The 15,083-nt window shown below is 69.3% G+C and carries 15 protein-coding genes and 1 pseudogene; 10 read left to right on the forward strand and 6 right to left on the reverse strand.

All coding sequences use genetic code 11. The annotated features are described in order from the left end of the window. Window positions 1-7: 7 nt before the first annotated feature. On the forward strand, window positions 8-532 hold the full coding sequence (locus A5750_RS09495) for a hypothetical protein (protein WP_067262295.1): 525 nt from the start codon (window positions 8-10) through the stop codon (window positions 530-532). Further along, window positions 520-1,020: an N-acetyltransferase gene (locus A5750_RS09500; protein WP_067262299.1), complete on the forward strand. Its 501-nt coding sequence runs from the start codon at window positions 520-522 to the stop codon at window positions 1,018-1,020. Before A5750_RS09495 ends, A5750_RS09500 begins: the two co-directional genes overlap by 13 nt. On the opposite strand, the gene zapE is transcribed toward A5750_RS09500, so the two are convergent. Next, window positions 998-2,095 (reverse strand): cell division protein ZapE, encoded by a 1,098-nt coding sequence (gene zapE, locus A5750_RS09505; RefSeq protein ID WP_156659336.1) that lies wholly within the window; start codon window positions 2,093-2,095, stop codon window positions 998-1,000. The genes A5750_RS09500 and zapE overlap by 23 nt on opposite strands. Between zapE and A5750_RS09510 the strand changes: the two genes are divergently transcribed. From A5750_RS09510 to msrB, 4 genes are all read left to right on the forward strand, one after another. Next, complete coding sequence (locus A5750_RS09510) at window positions 2,094-2,855, forward strand: pyrimidine reductase family protein (protein ID WP_066950251.1); 762 nt, start codon at window positions 2,094-2,096, stop codon at window positions 2,853-2,855. The genes zapE and A5750_RS09510 overlap by 2 nt on opposite strands. Before the next feature lie 67 nt (window positions 2,856-2,922). Further along, complete coding sequence (locus tag A5750_RS09515; protein ID WP_066950254.1) at window positions 2,923-4,482, forward strand: alpha/beta hydrolase; 1,560 nt, start codon at window positions 2,923-2,925, stop codon at window positions 4,480-4,482. 18 nt (window positions 4,483-4,500) lie between these two features. Further along, window positions 4,501-5,811, forward strand: coding sequence for an arabinofuranan 3-O-arabinosyltransferase (aftC, locus tag A5750_RS09520; RefSeq protein ID WP_066950257.1), 1,311 nt, complete (start codon window positions 4,501-4,503; stop codon window positions 5,809-5,811). Then, a complete protein-coding gene (msrB, locus tag A5750_RS09525) occupies window positions 5,808-6,215 on the forward strand; it encodes a peptide-methionine (R)-S-oxide reductase MsrB (protein WP_066950260.1) in 408 nt (135 codons plus the stop codon). Before aftC ends, msrB begins: the two co-directional genes overlap by 4 nt. Before the next feature lie 50 nt (window positions 6,216-6,265). Here the strand turns inward: msrB and A5750_RS09530 are convergent, their stop codons facing one another. The 4 genes from A5750_RS09530 to hemE are packed head-to-tail and all read right to left on the reverse strand — an operon-like array spanning window position 6,266 to window position 10,114. Further along, window positions 6,266-6,973 (reverse strand): class I SAM-dependent methyltransferase, encoded by a 708-nt coding sequence (locus A5750_RS09530; protein WP_067262456.1) that lies wholly within the window; start codon window positions 6,971-6,973, stop codon window positions 6,266-6,268. Window positions 6,974-7,017: 44 nt separating this feature from the next. After that, window positions 7,018-7,713, reverse strand: coding sequence for a hydrogen peroxide-dependent heme synthase (gene hemQ, locus A5750_RS09535; RefSeq protein ID WP_066950264.1), 696 nt, complete (start codon window positions 7,711-7,713; stop codon window positions 7,018-7,020). Window positions 7,714-7,718: 5 nt separating this feature from the next. Further along, on the reverse strand, window positions 7,719-9,068 hold the full coding sequence (locus tag A5750_RS09540; protein ID WP_066950265.1) for a protoporphyrinogen oxidase: 1,350 nt from the start codon (window positions 9,066-9,068) through the stop codon (window positions 7,719-7,721). Then, window positions 9,065-10,114, reverse strand: coding sequence for a uroporphyrinogen decarboxylase (hemE, locus tag A5750_RS09545; protein ID WP_066950268.1), 1,050 nt, complete (start codon window positions 10,112-10,114; stop codon window positions 9,065-9,067). The genes A5750_RS09540 and hemE overlap by 4 nt, the downstream gene beginning before the upstream one ends. A gap of 8 nt (window positions 10,115-10,122) precedes the next feature. Here hemE and A5750_RS09550 point away from each other — a divergent pair, with 8 nt between their 5' ends. The 4 genes and pseudogenes from A5750_RS09550 (at window position 10,123) to A5750_RS09560 (ending at window position 13,105) form a co-directional block, all read left to right on the forward strand. Beyond that, the gene (locus tag A5750_RS09550) at window positions 10,123-10,995 is read left to right on the forward strand and encodes an enoyl-CoA hydratase/isomerase family protein (RefSeq protein ID WP_156659338.1); all 873 of its coding nucleotides are present in this window, start codon (window positions 10,123-10,125) and stop codon (window positions 10,993-10,995) included. A 99-nt stretch (window positions 10,996-11,094) separates the two neighbouring features. After that, window positions 11,095-11,173 (forward strand): annotated as a pseudogene (locus A5750_RS26580) (hypothetical protein); the annotation flags it as partial. Further along, window positions 11,170-11,805, forward strand: coding sequence for a DUF3000 domain-containing protein (locus tag A5750_RS09555; protein WP_066950274.1), 636 nt, complete (start codon window positions 11,170-11,172; stop codon window positions 11,803-11,805). The pseudogene A5750_RS26580 and the gene A5750_RS09555, both read left to right, overlap by 4 nt. A 1-nt stretch (window position 11,806) precedes the next feature. After that, window positions 11,807-13,105 (forward strand): ribonuclease D, encoded by a 1,299-nt coding sequence (locus A5750_RS09560; RefSeq protein WP_066950277.1) that lies wholly within the window; start codon window positions 11,807-11,809, stop codon window positions 13,103-13,105. A 52-nt stretch (window positions 13,106-13,157) separates the two neighbouring features. On the opposite strand, the gene dxs is transcribed toward A5750_RS09560, so the two are convergent. After that, window positions 13,158-15,071, reverse strand: coding sequence for a 1-deoxy-D-xylulose-5-phosphate synthase (gene dxs, locus A5750_RS09565; RefSeq protein WP_066950280.1), 1,914 nt, complete (start codon window positions 15,069-15,071; stop codon window positions 13,158-13,160). Window positions 15,072-15,083 lie beyond the last annotated feature (12 nt).

Genomic DNA, 15,083 nt, shown 5'->3' on the forward strand with positions numbered 1-15,083 from the left:
GGCGAAGATGCACCGCTGGCTGGTCGTCCTGTCCGCGTTCCTCGTCGCCGCGGCGAGCGCCACCGCCGTCGCCGGGCTTCCCGCTCCCCGCGCGTGGGCCGGTGACGCACCGATCGGCCACATCGGGGACACGCTGCGGGTGGACACCGGCACCTACGTCGCCGACGTCACCGTCACCGGCGTGTCGCCCTGTGACCCACCCCCCGGATTCGGCTACACGCGCGAAGGTACCTTCCGCGGCTTTCCAGGCAGCTCGGTTGAGCGGGCCGACGTGGTCGTCCACGCGGTCCGGGTACCCAACCCGTTCATCATGGCGACCAACTTCAGCTTCGACGGCGTGACCCCGTTCGCCGACGCCTACAAGCCACGAGCCACCGATGCGCCCGACGCCCTGGACAACGTGCTCACCAACGCGCCGAACGGCGCGATCGTGCGCGGCGAAGTGTATTGGGACGCCTACCGTGATCCCGTTTCCACCGTGGTGCTGCTGGACAAGAAGACGGGCTACCACCTCGCGCAGTGGAACCTCTGACACGCATCGCAACAACGAACTCGGTTGACGTTCAGCAGCTTGCCGATATCGCCGCTCGCACATTCCCGTTGGCCTGCCCCGCCTCGATGGCGCCGGCGAACATCGCAGCGTTCGTCGAGGCCAACCTGTCGCCCGATCGCTTCGCCGAATACCTGGCCGATCCGCAACGCGCCGTCCTGACCGCGGCGGATGACAACCGAATCATCGGTTATGCCATGCTGATTCGCGACGGCGACGCCGCCGAGCTGTCCAAGATCTACGTTGCACCCGAGCACCACGGCACCGGGGTCGCCACCGGGCTGATGGACCTCGCGCTGGCCACGGCCCGCGAATGGGACGTGCGGCGCGTGTGGCTGGGCGTCAATCAGGCAAACCAACGCGCACAGCGGTTCTACACCAAGAGCGGATTCACGGTTAGTGGCACCCGGACTTTTCAGGTCGGCACCGGACGCGAGAACGACTTCGTCATGACCCGCGTGCTTCGTTGACCCCGGCCGTCAGCGCCAGGAGCCGAGACATGGCCCGCAGATACTTCTTTCGGTACCCGCCGGCCAGCATCTCCTCGCTGAAGATGGTGTCCAGCTTCGCGCCGGAGGCCACCACCGGGATACCGGCGTCATAGAGCCGGTCGGTCAGCGCCACCAGCCGCAGCGCGACGTTCTGGTCATCGATGCCGTGCACGCCAGTCAGAAACACGGCGGTCACTCCCTCGATGAGGGTCAGATACCGAGACGGGTGCATAGTGGCCAGGTGCGCGCACAACGCGTCGAAATCATCGAGCGTCGCGCCGTCGACCCGTGCGGCGCGCTCGGCCACCTCTTCGTCCGACAGCGGCTGCGGCGCCGGCGGCAGGCCACGGTGCCGATAGTCGGGACCCTCGATCCGCACGGTGGTGAAAATGCTTGCCAGCGTGTTGATTTCCCGCAGAAAGTCCTGGGCGGCAAATCGGCCCTCGCCGAGCTGCTCGGGCAGCGTATTGGAGGTGGCTGCCACCGACACCCCCCGCTCGACCAGTGACGAGAGCAGCCGGGATATCAGTGTGGTGTTGCCGGGGTCGTCGAGCTCGAACTCATCGATGCACACGGCCGTGTAGTGGGCCAGCAGGTCGACGCATTCGGCGAACCCGAACACCCCGGCCAACTGTGTCAGCTCCCCAAAGGTTGCGAACGCCTTGGGATTTGACGACTCCGGCCCCTCGCCGGGCAGCTCGTAGTAGGCCGACGCGAGCAGGTGGGTCTTGCCCACGCCGAAGCCGCCGTCCAGGTATAGCCCGACACCGGGCAGAACCGCCCGTCGGCCCAACAGTTTTCGCCGGCCCGCGCGCCGTTCCACGGCCTGTCGGCAGAAGTCGCGGCATGCCACGACGGCGGCGGCCTGCGTCGGCTCGGCTGGATCGGGCTGGTACGTCGCGAAGCTCACGTCGGCGAATGTTGGGGGCGGCCTCAATTGAGCGATCAACCGCTCCGGTGAGACGGTCGGATGCCGATCCACCAGGTGCGCGACTCGCGTGGACGGGGACCCGTGCATGCCAGAACTGTAACGACGTGCTGCAATCGACCTCATGTCCCTTCCCGAGACGCCGCTGTCGCTGCTCGGATCGATACGCGAAGTCGACGACGGTGAACTCCCCCGGCTCTACGGCTACCCCGAACACGACGGGACATGGGTGCGGGCCAATTTCATCACCAGCGTGGACGGCGGGGCCACCTCCGGCGGCAGCAGCGGAACGATGGGAGGTCCCGGCGACCGATTCGTCTTCAACCTGCTGCGTGAGCTCGCCGACGTCATCCTGGTCGGCGCGGGGACCGTGCGGGTCGAGGGCTATTCCGGTGCGCAGCTGAGCGTCGCCCAACGCCAGCAGCGGCAGGCCCGCGGGCAAAGCGAGGTACCGCCGCTGGCGATCGTCACCAAGTCGGGTCGGCTGGACCGCGACATGGCGGTGTTCACCAGGACCGAGGTGCCGCCGCTGATCCTCACCTGTGCGGCGGCCGCCGCCCCGGCGCGCCGCCTGCTCGCCGACCTGTGCGAAGTGATCGACTGCTCCGGCAGCGACCCCGGCGAGGTCGACGAGGACGTCATGCTGGCCACCCTCGGCGCTCGCGGCATGCGCCGCGTCCTGACCGAGGGCGGGCCGATGCTGCTCGATTCGTTGATCCAGCGCGACATGCTCGACGAGCTCTGCCTGACCATCGCGCCCTACATCGTCGGCGGGCTGGCCCGGCGCATCGCGACGGGCCCCAGCCAGCTGCTCACCCGGATGCGCTGTGCCCACGTTTTGACCGACGACGCCGGTTACCTGTACACCCGCTACGTCAAGGCCTAGCTTTACGGCGACCCGGCTGCGCCCGGCTTCGCCGCGCTTGCGATCGCCGCTAGCTACTGTGGTCGACATGAGTCGGCAGATCACGTTCGCCACGATCTTGATTGCGGCGACCACCGTGGTGGCCGGCTGCGTCCCGGGCCTGGCCGCCGACCCGCGCTTCGCCACCAATTCCGGCGCCAAACCCCAGGGTGCGGCCACCGCCAAGCCGCCCCCCAGCGGCCCGCCGCCGCTCGCCGCCCCCAAGAACGACCTGCCGTGGCACGACTGCACGTCGCGGGTGTTCGGTGACGCCGCGGTGCCGCCCGCGGCCGGGGTCCAGCTGGATTGCGCGAACTACGACGCCGACCTGGACCCGAACGGCGGCGGAACCGGCACCGTGAGCGTGGGCGTGGTCCGCGCCCGCTCGAACCAGACGCCGCGCGACGCGGGCCCGCTGGTCTTCACCACCGGCTCGGACCTGCCGTCTTCGGCGCAGTTGCCGGTCTGGCTGTCCCGGGGCGGCGCCGACGTGCTGCAGACCCACCCGATCGTCGCCGTCGACCGTCGCGGCATGGGCATGTCGAACCCGATCGACTGCCGGGACACCTCCGACCGGCAGATCATGCGCGATCAGGCGCAGTTCCAGACCGGGGACGACCCCGTCGCCAACCTGTCGGACGTCGCGAACAACGCCACCACCAACTGCACCGACGCCATCGCGCCCGGCGCGTCCGCCTACGACAACGCCCACGCCGCCTCGGACATCGAGCGACTGCGGTCGCTGTGGGACGTGCCGGCGGTCGCGCTGGTCGGGATCGGCAACGGCGCGCAGGTGGCGCTGGCCTATGCCGCGGCGCGCCCCGACAAGGTCGCCCGGCTGATACTCGACTCGCCAGTTGCGTTGGGCGCCAGCGCCGAAGCCGCCGCCGAGCAACAGGCCAAGGGCCAGCAGGCCGCGCTCGATGCGTTCGCCGCCCAGTGCCTCGCGGTGAACTGCGCGCTGGGCCCCGACCCCAAGGGCGCCGTCAGCGGGTTGCTGGCCGACGCCCGCGCCGGCAAGGGACCCGCCGGGGCGTCGGTGGCCCAGCTGGCGAGCGCCATCACCGTCGCGCTGGGCTTTCCCTCGGGCGGCCGCGTCAACGCCACCACCGGCCTGGCCAACGCTCTGGCGTCCGCCCGATCCGGCGACACCAATCAGCTGACCAACCTGATCAACCACGCCGACGCCACCGAGGACTCCGACGGCCAGTTCGTCAACACCTGCAGCGACGCCGTCAACCGCCCCACCCCGGACCGCGTGCGCGAACTGGTCGTGGCGTGGGCCAAGCTGTACCCCCAGTTCGGCACCGTCGCGGCGCTCAACATGGTCAAATGCGTGCACTGGCCCACCGGCTCGCCACCGGCACCGCCGAAATCGTTGAAGGTCGACGTCCTGTTGCTGGGTGTACAGAACGACCCGATCGTCGGCACCGAAGGGGTCGCGGCGACGGCGGCCACCGTCATCAACGCCAACGCGGCCAGCAAGCGGGTGATGTGGCAGGGCATCGGACACGGCGCCAGCATCTACTCGAGCTGCGCCGTCCCCCCGCTGATCGGCTACGTCAACAGCGGCAAATTGCCCGGCACCGACACGTACTGTCCCGCCTGATTTTCCGGCCAGCTGCCGGTGTACGGTGCGCTGGTGACGGCAGCTGAATCGAGCCGAGCCGGCTCTCGCGATTGGATCCTGGCCGCCTTTCGTTCACGCAGCGGCCCCCCGAGCGCGGCGACCATCGTGCGGTCCGCGTTGTGGCCCCTGGCGATTATGTCGGTGCTGCACCGCAGCATCATCCTCACCCTCAACGGCAACATCACCGACGACTTCAAGCCGGTCTACCGGGCGGTGCTGAACTTCCGGCGCGGCTGGGACATCTACAACGAGCACTTCGACTACGTCGACCCGCACTACCTGTACCCGCCCGGCGGCACGCTGCTGATGGCGCCGTTCGGGTACCTGTCCTTCACGCCGTCGCGGTATCTGTTCGTTTTGATCAACACCGTCGCGATCCTGCTGGCCTGGTACCTCCTGCTGCGGATGTTCAAATTCGCCCTGTCGTCGGTGGCCGCGCCCGCCTTGCTGCTGGCCATGTTCTGCACCGAAAGCGTCACCAGCACTCTGGTATTCACCAACATCAACGGCTGCGTGCTGCTGGCGGAGATGCTGTTCCTGCGCTGGCTGCTCGACGGCCGCGTCAGCCGTCAGTGGTGGGCCGGCGTCGCGATCGGGCTGACGCTGACGCTCAAACCGTTGCTCGGGCCGCTGCTGTTGTTGCCGCTGCTGAACCGCCAGTGGCGGGCGCTGGTTCCCGCGATCGTCGTACCCGTCGTGGTCAACCTGGCGGCGTGGCCTCTGGTCAGCGATCCGATGGACTTCGTCACCAAGACGGTGCCGTACATCCTTGGCACGCGTGACTACTTCAACAGCTCGATCGAGGGCAACGGCGTCTACTTCGGCCTGCCCACGTGGCTGATCGTGTTCCTGCGGCTGCTGTTCACCGTCATTGCGATCGGCGCGATGTGGCTGCTCTATCGCTACTACCGCACCCGCGACCCACTGTTCTGGTTCACCAGCTCGTCGGGCGTGCTGTTGCTGTGGTCGTGGCTGGTCCTGTCGCTGGCCCAGGGCTACTACTCGATGATGCTGTTCCCGTTCCTGATGACCGTGGTGTTGCCCAACTCGCTGATCCGCAACTGGCCGGCGTGGCTCGGGATCTACGGCTTCTTGGCGCTGGACGACTGGCTGATCTACCGGTGGATGAGGTACGGCCGCGCCTTGCACTATCTGAAGATCACCTACGGCTGGTCGCTGTTGCTCATCGTGGTGTTTACGGTGCTGCTGTTCCGGTATCTGGACGCGAAGGCCGAGAACCGGCTGGACGAGGGCATCGATCCGGCCTGGCTGACGACCGGGCGTCGGCGCGCTAGCGTGGATGCATGAATCCCAAGCTCCAGCTGACCGATGCCGAGTGGCGCCAGAAGCTCACGCCCGAAGAGTTTCACGTGTTGCGCCAGGCGGGCACCGAGCGGCCCTTCACCGGTGAGTACACCGACACCAAGACCGAAGGTGTCTACCAGTGCCGCGCCTGCGGGGCCGAATTGTTCCGCAGCACAGAGAAGTTCGAGTCGCATTGCGGCTGGCCGTCGTTCTTCGACCCCACGAACTCCGATGCGGTGATCCTGCGGCCCGACCACTCGATGGGCACGACGCGCACCGAGGTGCTGTGCGCGAACTGCCACAGCCACCTGGGCCACGTCTTCGCCGGCGAGGGCTACCCCACCCCGACCGATCAGCGCTACTGCATCAACTCCATCTCGCTGCGCCTGGTGCCTAAGGGCGAGTAGCTACTCCTGCGTTTCGCGACACTTGACCAGTTGCGATAAGGCGGGTGGGGCTAGTCCACCCGGGTGGCGTGCACTTCCCAGAATGGGGCGTGCACCCGGCCGTTCACCAGCCAGGGTTCCATCAAGCGGAACTGTTCCAGCAATTCATGGACCTGATCGGCCATGTCGGGATTGCGCGCGGCCATCATCTCGATCTGCTCGACGCTCATGTTGACCAGGTAGGTCGTCGGGCCGAGGTAGGTGATCTCCCAGCCGCCGAGGGGAAGCACGTCGCGAAAAGCCTTATCGGACAACGTCCGCAGCATCTTGAATCCGTTGACGTTGTGCTCGCCGAACTCGAACATGTACAGCCGCGCACCGGGCTTGGTGGCCCGGTGCAGGGCCTGCACGTAGGACCTCTGCAGCTCGGGATCGGTGCTGAAGGTGTGGTAGAAGGCGCAGTCGACGACGGTGTCGAACCGGCCTTCCATGCCTTCGAGCTTGGTGGCGTCGGCCAGCTCGAAGTTGACCGAAACCCCTGCCCTGCGGGCGTTTTCGCGGGCCCGCGCCAGCGCGGCTGCCGACCCGTCGATGCCGGTGGCCGCATACCCCTTTGACGCGTAGTAGATCGCGTGGTGGCCCGGGCCGGTGCCCGGGTCGAGCACCTCACCTTTGATCGCGCCCAGGGCGACCAGTCGCTGAACCACCGGCTGCGGGCCGCCGATGTCCCACGGCGTGGCGGCCGGCAGTCCGTGCGACGTCCGCTCGTCGCGGTACATCTCCTCGAAACGGGCCGGGTCGGTGGGGTCGAACGGTGCGGTTGTCACGGCAGCGCGTTCACCAACTGCTCGACCGGCACGCGCGGGCCGGTGAAGAACGGCGTCTCCTCGCGGGTGTGCCGGCGGGCGTCGGTGGCGCGCAGCTCGCGCATCAAGTCGACGATGCGGTGCAGTTCGGGGGCCTCGAAGGCCAGGATCCATTCGTAGTCACCGAGCGCGAACGCCGGCACCGTGTTGGCGCGAACGTCCTTGTACTCGCGGGCGGCCATGCCGTGTTCGGCGAGCATGCGGCGCCGCTCCTCGTCGGGCAGTAGGTACCACTCGTAGGACCGCACGAACGGATACACGCAGATGTAGTTGCCGGGCTCCTCACCGGCCAAGAATGCGGGGACGTGGCTCTTGTTGAACTCGGCCGGCCGGTGCAGCGCCACGCTGCTCCACACCGGCGAGCAGGCCCGTCCCAGCGCGGTGGTGCGCCGGAAGTCGGCATAGGTGGCCTGCAGCGCCTCGATGGTTTCGGCGTGGGTCCAGATCATGAAGTCGGCGTCGGCCCGCAGACCCGCCACGTCGTAGAGGCCGCGCACCACGACCCCGCGCTCCTCCTGCTGCTTGAAAAACCGCGACGCGTCATCGATGACGGCATCGCGCTCTTCTCCGAGCTCGCCCGGCCGCACGGAGAAGACCGAGAACATCAGGTAGCGGATCGTCGCGTTGAGGGTGTCGTAGTCGAGCTTGGCCATGGAACCTATCGTGCCACTTCCACGTCGAGGGCCTCGATCGCGCGGCCGGCCGCCCCGATGCATGCCGGCACGCCGATGCCGTCGAGGTAGCTGCCGGCCACGGCGAGCGTCGGGGGCAGACCCGCGCGGATCTCGGCCGCCAGTTCGGCGTGGCCGGGTCCGTACTGCGGCATGGCCTCGATCCAGCGCTGCACGCGGGCATCGACGGGGTCCACGGCCAGGTCGAACACGTCGACCAGGTCGCTCAACGCCCAGCCCAGCAGTTCGTCGTCCGAGATGCTGACAGCCACGTCGTCGCCGCAGCGCCCGACCGACAGCCGAAGCAGCTGGGTGTCCCCGCGGGCGCCCCATTTGCGCGACGAAAGCGTAATCGCCTTGCTCCGCAACGGCTCGCCGGTGGCGACCAGCACGCCGGAACACCGCGGGAACGGCGTGTCGCCCGGCACCGCCAGCGCCACCACCACCGACGACGCGCTGGTGATCCGGCCCGCGGCAGCGGCGCTCGTGGGGGCGACATCGGCGAGCAGGCGCGCCACCCGCGGGGCCGGGACGGCCAGGATCACCGCGTCGGCGTGCCATCGGGCGCCGGTGTCATCCAGCACCGACCACCCGGGGCCGGCCGGTTCGAGCCGTTGCACCGCGGCCCGGACCCGGTGCGGCCGGCCGCGCTCGACGAGCGCGTCGAGCAGCACCTGGTACCCGCCGTCCAGCGCCCCGAACACGGGTGCGCCGTTCACCGGCGGCAGCGCCTGCCGGACCGCGTCCGTCAGGCTGGTGGCCCCGCGGTCCAAGGCGGCCGCGACGCCGGGGGCCGCCGCGCGCAGCCCGATGGTGGCCGCCGAACCGGCGTACACCCCGCTCAGCAGCGGATCCACCGACCGCGCCACGACCTGATCGCCGAACCGCTCGCCCACCAGTTCGGCGGTCGCGGGATCGCTGCCGGGTCGCCAGCTGAAAGGACGCCCGGGTTCGGCTTCGATGCGCGCGACGGTCGCTTCGTCGACCAACCCCGCCACGGAGGCGGCCGACGACGGAATCCCGACCACCGTGCCGGTGGGCAACGGGTGCAGCGTCTGCTGGCTGTAGATCAACGGCCGGGCGCCGGTGGACACCAGCTGGCGCCCCGACAGGCCCAGCTCGGCCAGCAGCGCGGGCATCTCGGGCCGGCGCAGGATGAACGCCTCGGCACCCAGGTCCATGGTCTGCCCGCCGACCTGCTCGGTGCGCAAGATCCCGCCCACCCGGTCCCCGGGATCGAACAGGGTGATGGCCGCGTCGTCACCCACCGCCGTGCGCAGCCGGTATGCCGCCGTCAGACCCGAAATACCGCCCCCGACAACGCAATACGAACTCATAGGGAGTGGACCAGTGACACCAGATCGGTCAGCACACCGGGGTCGGTCTCAGGCAGCACGCCGTGGCCGAGGTTGAACACGTGACCGGTCACTCCCGCGTCGACGGCGCGGCGCCCATCGTCGACCACGGCCCGGGCAGCCCGTTCGACGGCCGGCCAGCCCGCTAGCAACACCACCGGATCGAGGTTGCCCTGCAGCGCGTTACCCGGTGCCACCCGGGTGGCCGCGTCGGTGAGCGAGGTCCGCCAGTCCACGCCCACCACCGTCGTGCCTACCGTTGACATGGCCCCCAGCAGTTCGGCGGTGCCGACCCCGAAGTGCGTCATCGGCACGCCATAGTCGGCCAGCGCGCCGAAAACCCGGGCGCTGTGCGGTTGCACGTAGGTGCGGTAGTCGGCGAGCGACAGCGCGCCCGCCCACGAGTCGAACACCTGAATGGCGTCCACCCCGGCCTCCAGCTGCGCCCGCAGGAAGCCCACGGTGATGTCGGTCAGCTTTTCCATCAGCGCATGCCAGCAATCCGGTTCGGCCAGCATCATCGCCTTGGTGCGGGCGTGGTGACGGCTGGGGCCGCCCTCGATCAGATAAGACGCCAGGGTGAACGGCGCGCCGGCGAACCCGATCAGCGGGACGCTGCCGAGCGCGGCCACCAGCAGCGTGACAGCGTCGGACACCGGCTGAATCCGTTGGCGGTCAAGGGGTTTCATCGCATCGACGTCAGCCGCGGTGCGCACCGGTGACGCGATCACCGGCCCCACACCCGCGACGATGTCCAGGTCGACGCCCGCGCCGAGCAGCGGCACCACGATGTCGGAGAACAATATCGCCGCGTCGACGTCGTGCCGGCGCACCGGCTGCAGGGTGATCTCGCAGACCAGCTCGGCGTCGAAGCAGGCCGACAACATGTCGGTCTGGGCCCGCAGCGCCCGGTATTCGGGCAGCGAACGACCCGCCTGCCGCATGAACCACACCGGGATCCGGCCGGGTTTGCCACCGGTGACGGCGGCCAGATACGGCGACTCGGGGAGGTCGCGGCGAGTACTCATTGTCCTCAATGCTGCCACGAGGGCGCTGCTGCGTAATATCGACGACCGTGCCAGTCAGCCACCCGCCCGTGAATTACGACGAGTTCCCCAGCCTGCGCTGCGAGGTCGGCGACGCAACCGGTCTCGAAGGCATCCTGACGCTGGTTCTCGACGCCCCCGGCCTCAATTCGGTCGGGCCGCAGATGCACCGGGACCTGGCCGACATCTGGCCGGCGATCGCCCGCGACCCCGACGTGCGCGTCGTGCTGGTCCGCGGCGAGGGCAAGGCCTTCTCCTCCGGCGGCAGCTTCGACCTGATCGCCGAAACCATCGGCGACTACGAGGGCCGGATGCGCATCATGCGGGAAGCGCGCGACCTGGTGCTCAACATGGTCAACTTCGACAAGCCGGTCGTCTCGGCCATCCGCGGCCCGGCCGTCGGGGCGGGCCTGGTGGTGGCCCTGCTCGCCGACGTCTCGGTGGCGGGCCGCACCGCGAAACTCATCGACGGGCACACCAAGCTGGGCGTGGCCGCGGGCGACCACGCAGCGATCTGCTGGCCGCTGCTGGTCGGCATGGCCAAGGCCAAGTACTACCTGCTCACCTGCGAGACGCTGCTCGGTGAGGAAGCCGAGCGCATCGGGCTGGTGTCCACCTGCGTCGACGACGATGACGTGCTGTCCACGGCGACGCGGATCGCCGAGGATCTGGCCCGCGGCGCACAGGACGCCATCCGCTGGACCAAGCACAGCCTCAACTCCTGGTACCGCATGTTCGCGCCCACCTTCGAGACCTCGCTCGGCCTGGAATTCCTCAGCTTCAGCGGCCCCGACGTGCAGGAAGGGCTCGCGGCGCACCGCGAGAAGCGGCCGGCCCGATTTACCGGCGGAAATGGCTCCTGAGCAGGGGAGATACCGGCCGTTGAGGTCGGGTAACGGGTTGGTAGCGGTCGGCGCGCCTGGTTCCGCGTGTCGCCCGATAGCGCTACCGTCGGACCCTGTGACCCGCGCCGCGACGACGCAGTGGGGGCACCTCCCGCTTGCGGGGGACGGCAGCGATGTGGAGGAGCGGCACAGATGACCCGGGCCGCGACGACGCAGAGTGGCCGGGATGAACAGGAGCGGCGCCAAGTGACCTCAGCTGAACCGGAGCCATTCCGCGAGGCGGTAGCGGCGATGAACGGCGTCACCGTCCGCCCGGAAATCGAGCTGGGCCCCATCCGCCCGCCGCAACGACTGGCGCCCTACAGCTACGCGCTGGGGGCCGAGGTCAAGCATCCCGACCGCGAAATCGTCCCCGAGCGATCCGACGGCGACGCCTTCGGTCGCCTGATCCTGCTGTACGACCCGGAAGGCGCCGACGCGTGGGACGGCACCATCCGCCTGGTCGCCTACATCCAGGCCGACCTGGACCCCAGCGAGGCCGTCGACCCCCTGCTCCCGGAGGTGGCGTGGAGTTGGCTGGTCGACGCGCTCGAGTCGCGGATGGAGCAGGTCACCGCCCTCGGCGGCACGGTCACCGCCACCACCTCGGTGCGCTACGGCGACATTTCGGGACCCCCGCGCGCCCACCAGTTGGAGCTGCGGGCGTCGTGGACGGCGACCACGCCGCAAGTCGGCGTCCATGTCGAGGCCTTCTGCGAGGTACTGGAACACGCGGCGGGTCTCCCGCCGACCGGCGTAACCGATCTGAGCTCGCGGTCACGCGCCTGACATGTGCGAACCGGCGGCCCATGGGGCCGGCAGCACGGCGCCCGACGACACCGAATCCGCGCCCACGCCCCTGCTGCACCCGGCCGAAGGGATCCCGGACCTCTCGGTGACCGTCCGCCAGATCCAGGAGGCGGCGGAGCTGCTCGACCGTGGTCGCGGACCGTTTGCGGTGGACGCCGAGCGGGCCTCGGGTTTCCGGTACTCCAACCGGGCCTACCTGATTCAGATCCGGCGGGCCGGCGCAGGCACCGTGCTCATCGACCCCGTCAGTCACGGCGCCGAGCCGCTCGAGGCCCTGCGGCCCGTCGCCGAGGTGCTCAGCGAAGACGAATGGATCCTGCATTCAGCCGACCAGGACCTGCCCTGCCTCGCGGAGGTCGGCTTGCGGCCCCCCGCGCTGTACGACACCGAGCTCGCCGGGCGGCTGGCCGGCTTCGAACGGGTGAACCTGGCGACCATGGTGGAGCGGCTGCTCGGTTCCGGGTTGGCCAAGGGGCACGGGGCGGCCGATTGGTCCAAACGCCCGCTGCCCGCCGAATGGCTCAATTACGCGGCGCTGGATGTGGAACTGCTCATCGAGCTGCGCGCCGCGATCGCCGATGTGCTGGCCGATCAAGGCAAAACCGGTTGGGCCGCAGAGGAATTCGATTTCCTACGGGTGGCAGGTGCCAGGGAGCCCAGCGCGGCCACACGGCGGGACCGGTGGCGGCGGACGTCGGGAATCCATCGGGTGCGCGACCAGCGCGCCCTGGCCGCCGTCCGCGAGCTGTGGCTGACGCGCGACCGCATCGCCGAGCGCCGCGACATCGCACCGCGACGCATCCTGCCGGACTCGGCCATCATCGAGGCCGCCATCGCCGACCCGAAGACCATCGAGGACCTCACCGCCTTGCCGGTGTTCGGTGGGCGCAATCAACGTCGCAGCGCCGCCACGTGGTTGGGGGCGCTGGAGTCGGCCCGGCAAACCAAGAACCCGCCCGTCGATGCCGAACCGCCAAACGGGCCCCCGCCGGCGGCGCGGTGGAGCAGGCGCAAACCGGAGGCGGCCGCACGGCTGGAGGCGGCGCGGGCGGCGTTGTCGGAGGTGTCCGAGCAGGTGCACGTCCCCACCGAGAACCTGGTCTCGCCCGACCTGGTGCGACGGCTGTGCTGGGACTGGGAGCCCGCCCCCGACCCTTTCGAGGCCGTCGAGACGTTTCTGCGGGCCGGGCAGGCCCGGCGCTGGCAGCGCGAATTGGTGGATCCCGCTCTGGCCCGGGCGCTGCAACCGCCCGACGAGCCGGAGGCCGAAAGCGACTAGTCCCGATAGCGGCGACCCGGTTCGCCCGGCTCCGCCGCGCTCCCGATCGCCGCTAGTCGAGGTGCTCGCGGATCTCCGCTTCGGTGACGGCGTTACCCAGCGCGGCCACCCATCCGGTGATGCGGCGGGCCACGTCCTGATCCGTAAGCCCCAGGTCGGCCAGCAGCTCACCCCGCGAGGCGTGCTCGTAGAACCGCTGCGGCAGGCCGACGTCGCGGCACGGCACGTCGATCTCCGCGCGCCGCAGGGCCGCCGATACCGCCGACCCCACGCCGCCGTTGACGCCGTTGTCCTCGCACGTGACGACCAGCTTGTGCTGCCCGGCGAGCTCGATCACGCCCTCGGACACCGGCAGCACCCAACGCGGGTCGATCACCGTAACGCCGATCCCCTGGTTGTGTAGCCGCTTGGCGACCTCGAGCGCCATCGGGACGAACGCGCCGACACCCACCAGCAGCACGTCGTGGTTCAGCCCGGCGGCCGGGACGGCGAGCACGTCGACACCCGCGCGCCGCTCGAGGGCCGGAATGTCTTCTCCCACATCGCCTTTGGGGAACCGAAGCGCCGTCGGCCCGTCGTTGACGTCGAGCGCCTCGCCGAGTTCCTCGCGCAACCGGGTGGCGTCCCGGGGCGCGGCCACCCGCATGCCGGGAACGATGCCCAGCATCGACATGTCCCACATGCCGTTGTGGCTGGCGCCGTCCGAACCCGTGATCCCGGCCCGGTCGAGCACCATGGTGACGGGCAGCTTGTGCAGCGCCACGTCCATCATGATCTGGTCGAAGGCCCGGTTGAGGAACGTCGAATAGATGGCCACCACCGGGTGCATGCCGCCCATCGCCAGCCCTGCGGCCGACGTCAGCGCGTGCTGCTCGGCGATTCCGACGTCGAACAAGCGATCCGGGAACTGTTGCCCGAAGGCGCTCAGGCCGGTCGGACCGGGCATCGCCGCGGTGATGGCCACGATGTCGCGGCGCTTCCTGGCGTAGCCGATCAGCGCGTCGGAGAAGGTGGCGGTCCAACCGGGACCGGCGACCTTGGTGGCCTGCCCGGTGACCGGATCGATGACGCCGCAGGAATGCATCTGCTCGGCTTCGTCGTCCTCCGCCGGGCCGAAACCCATGCCCTTGCGGGTGACGACGTGCACGATCACCGGCCGGCCGAAGCCCCGCGCGTGGCGCAGCGCCATCTCCACCGCGCGTTCGTCGTGGCCATCGACCGGTCCCACGTACTTCAACCCGAGGTCGGTGAACAGCAGCTGCGGTGACAGGGAGTCCTTGATGCCGGCCTTGACGCTGTGCATGAACCGGTAGGCGAGCTCGCCGAAGAACGGCATCGAGCGCACCGCCTCGCGGCCCCTCTCCAGGGCGTGCTCGTAGGCCGGCTGCAGCCGCAGGGTGGCCAGATGGTCGGCGACGCCGCCGATCGTCGGCGCATAACTGCGGCCGTTGTCGTTGACCACGATGATCACCGGCCGCTTCGACGCCGCGATGTTGTTCAGCGCCTCCCAGCACATGCCGCCGGTGAGCGCGCCGTCGCCGACCACGGCGACCACGTGCCGGTTGCGGTGGCCGGTCAGCTCGAACGCCTTGGCCAGGCCGTCGGCGTACGACAGCGCCGCGCTGGCGTGGCTGGACTCGACCCAGTCGTGTTCGCTCTCCGCGCGCGAGGGATAGCCCGACAGCCCGCCCTTTTTGCGCAGGCTTTCGAAGTCCTGCGAGCGCCCGGTCAGCATCTTGTGGACGTATGCCTGGTGACCGGTGTCGAAGACGATCGGATCATGCGGCGAGTCGAACACCCGGTGCAGCGCCAGCGTCAGTTCGACGACGCCGAGGTTGGGCCCGAGGTGTCCCCCGGTCGCAGCGACCTTGTGGATCAGGAACTGGCGGATCTCGGCGGCCAGTTCGCGCAGCTGCTGTTGGGACAGGTGTTGCAGATCAGCGGGCCCGCGGATCTGTTCCAGCATCCCGATAGTCTA

Source organism: Mycobacterium sp. 852002-51613_SCH5001154 (assembly GCF_001667425.1).
Taxonomy (GTDB): Bacteria; Actinomycetota; Actinomycetes; order Mycobacteriales; family Mycobacteriaceae; genus Mycobacterium.

What these genes read in the sequence shown, in the direction of transcription:
- A5750_RS09495 (WP_067262295.1), top strand. Translation starts at nt 8, where the DNA reads ATGCACCGCTGGCTGGTCGTCCTGTCCGCGTTCCTCGTCGCCGCGGCG.
- A5750_RS09510 (WP_066950251.1), top strand. Translation starts at nt 2,094, where the DNA reads ATGTCCCTTCCCGAGACGCCGCTGTCGCTGCTCGGATCGATACGCGAA.
- zapE (WP_156659336.1), bottom strand. Translation starts at nt 2,095, where the DNA reads ATGAGGTCGATTGCAGCACGTCGTTACAGTTCTGGCATGCACGGGTCC.
- A5750_RS09515 (WP_066950254.1), top strand. Translation starts at nt 2,923, where the DNA reads ATGAGTCGGCAGATCACGTTCGCCACGATCTTGATTGCGGCGACCACC.
- msrB (WP_066950260.1), top strand. Translation starts at nt 5,808, where the DNA reads ATGAATCCCAAGCTCCAGCTGACCGATGCCGAGTGGCGCCAGAAGCTC.
- A5750_RS09530 (WP_067262456.1), bottom strand. Translation starts at nt 6,973, where the DNA reads ATGTACCGCGACGAGCGGACGTCGCACGGACTGCCGGCCGCCACGCCG.
- hemQ (WP_066950264.1), bottom strand. Translation starts at nt 7,713, where the DNA reads ATGGCCAAGCTCGACTACGACACCCTCAACGCGACGATCCGCTACCTG.
- A5750_RS09540 (WP_066950265.1), bottom strand. Translation starts at nt 9,068, where the DNA reads ATGAGTTCGTATTGCGTTGTCGGGGGCGGTATTTCGGGTCTGACGGCG.
- hemE (WP_066950268.1), bottom strand. Translation starts at nt 10,114, where the DNA reads ATGAGTACTCGCCGCGACCTCCCCGAGTCGCCGTATCTGGCCGCCGTC.
- A5750_RS09550 (WP_156659338.1), top strand. Translation starts at nt 10,123, where the DNA reads ATGCTGCCACGAGGGCGCTGCTGCGTAATATCGACGACCGTGCCAGTC.
- A5750_RS09555 (WP_066950274.1), top strand. Translation starts at nt 11,170, where the DNA reads ATGACCCGGGCCGCGACGACGCAGAGTGGCCGGGATGAACAGGAGCGG.
- A5750_RS09560 (WP_066950277.1), top strand. Translation starts at nt 11,807, where the DNA reads ATGTGCGAACCGGCGGCCCATGGGGCCGGCAGCACGGCGCCCGACGAC.
- dxs (WP_066950280.1), bottom strand. Translation starts at nt 15,071, where the DNA reads ATGCTGGAACAGATCCGCGGGCCCGCTGATCTGCAACACCTGTCCCAA.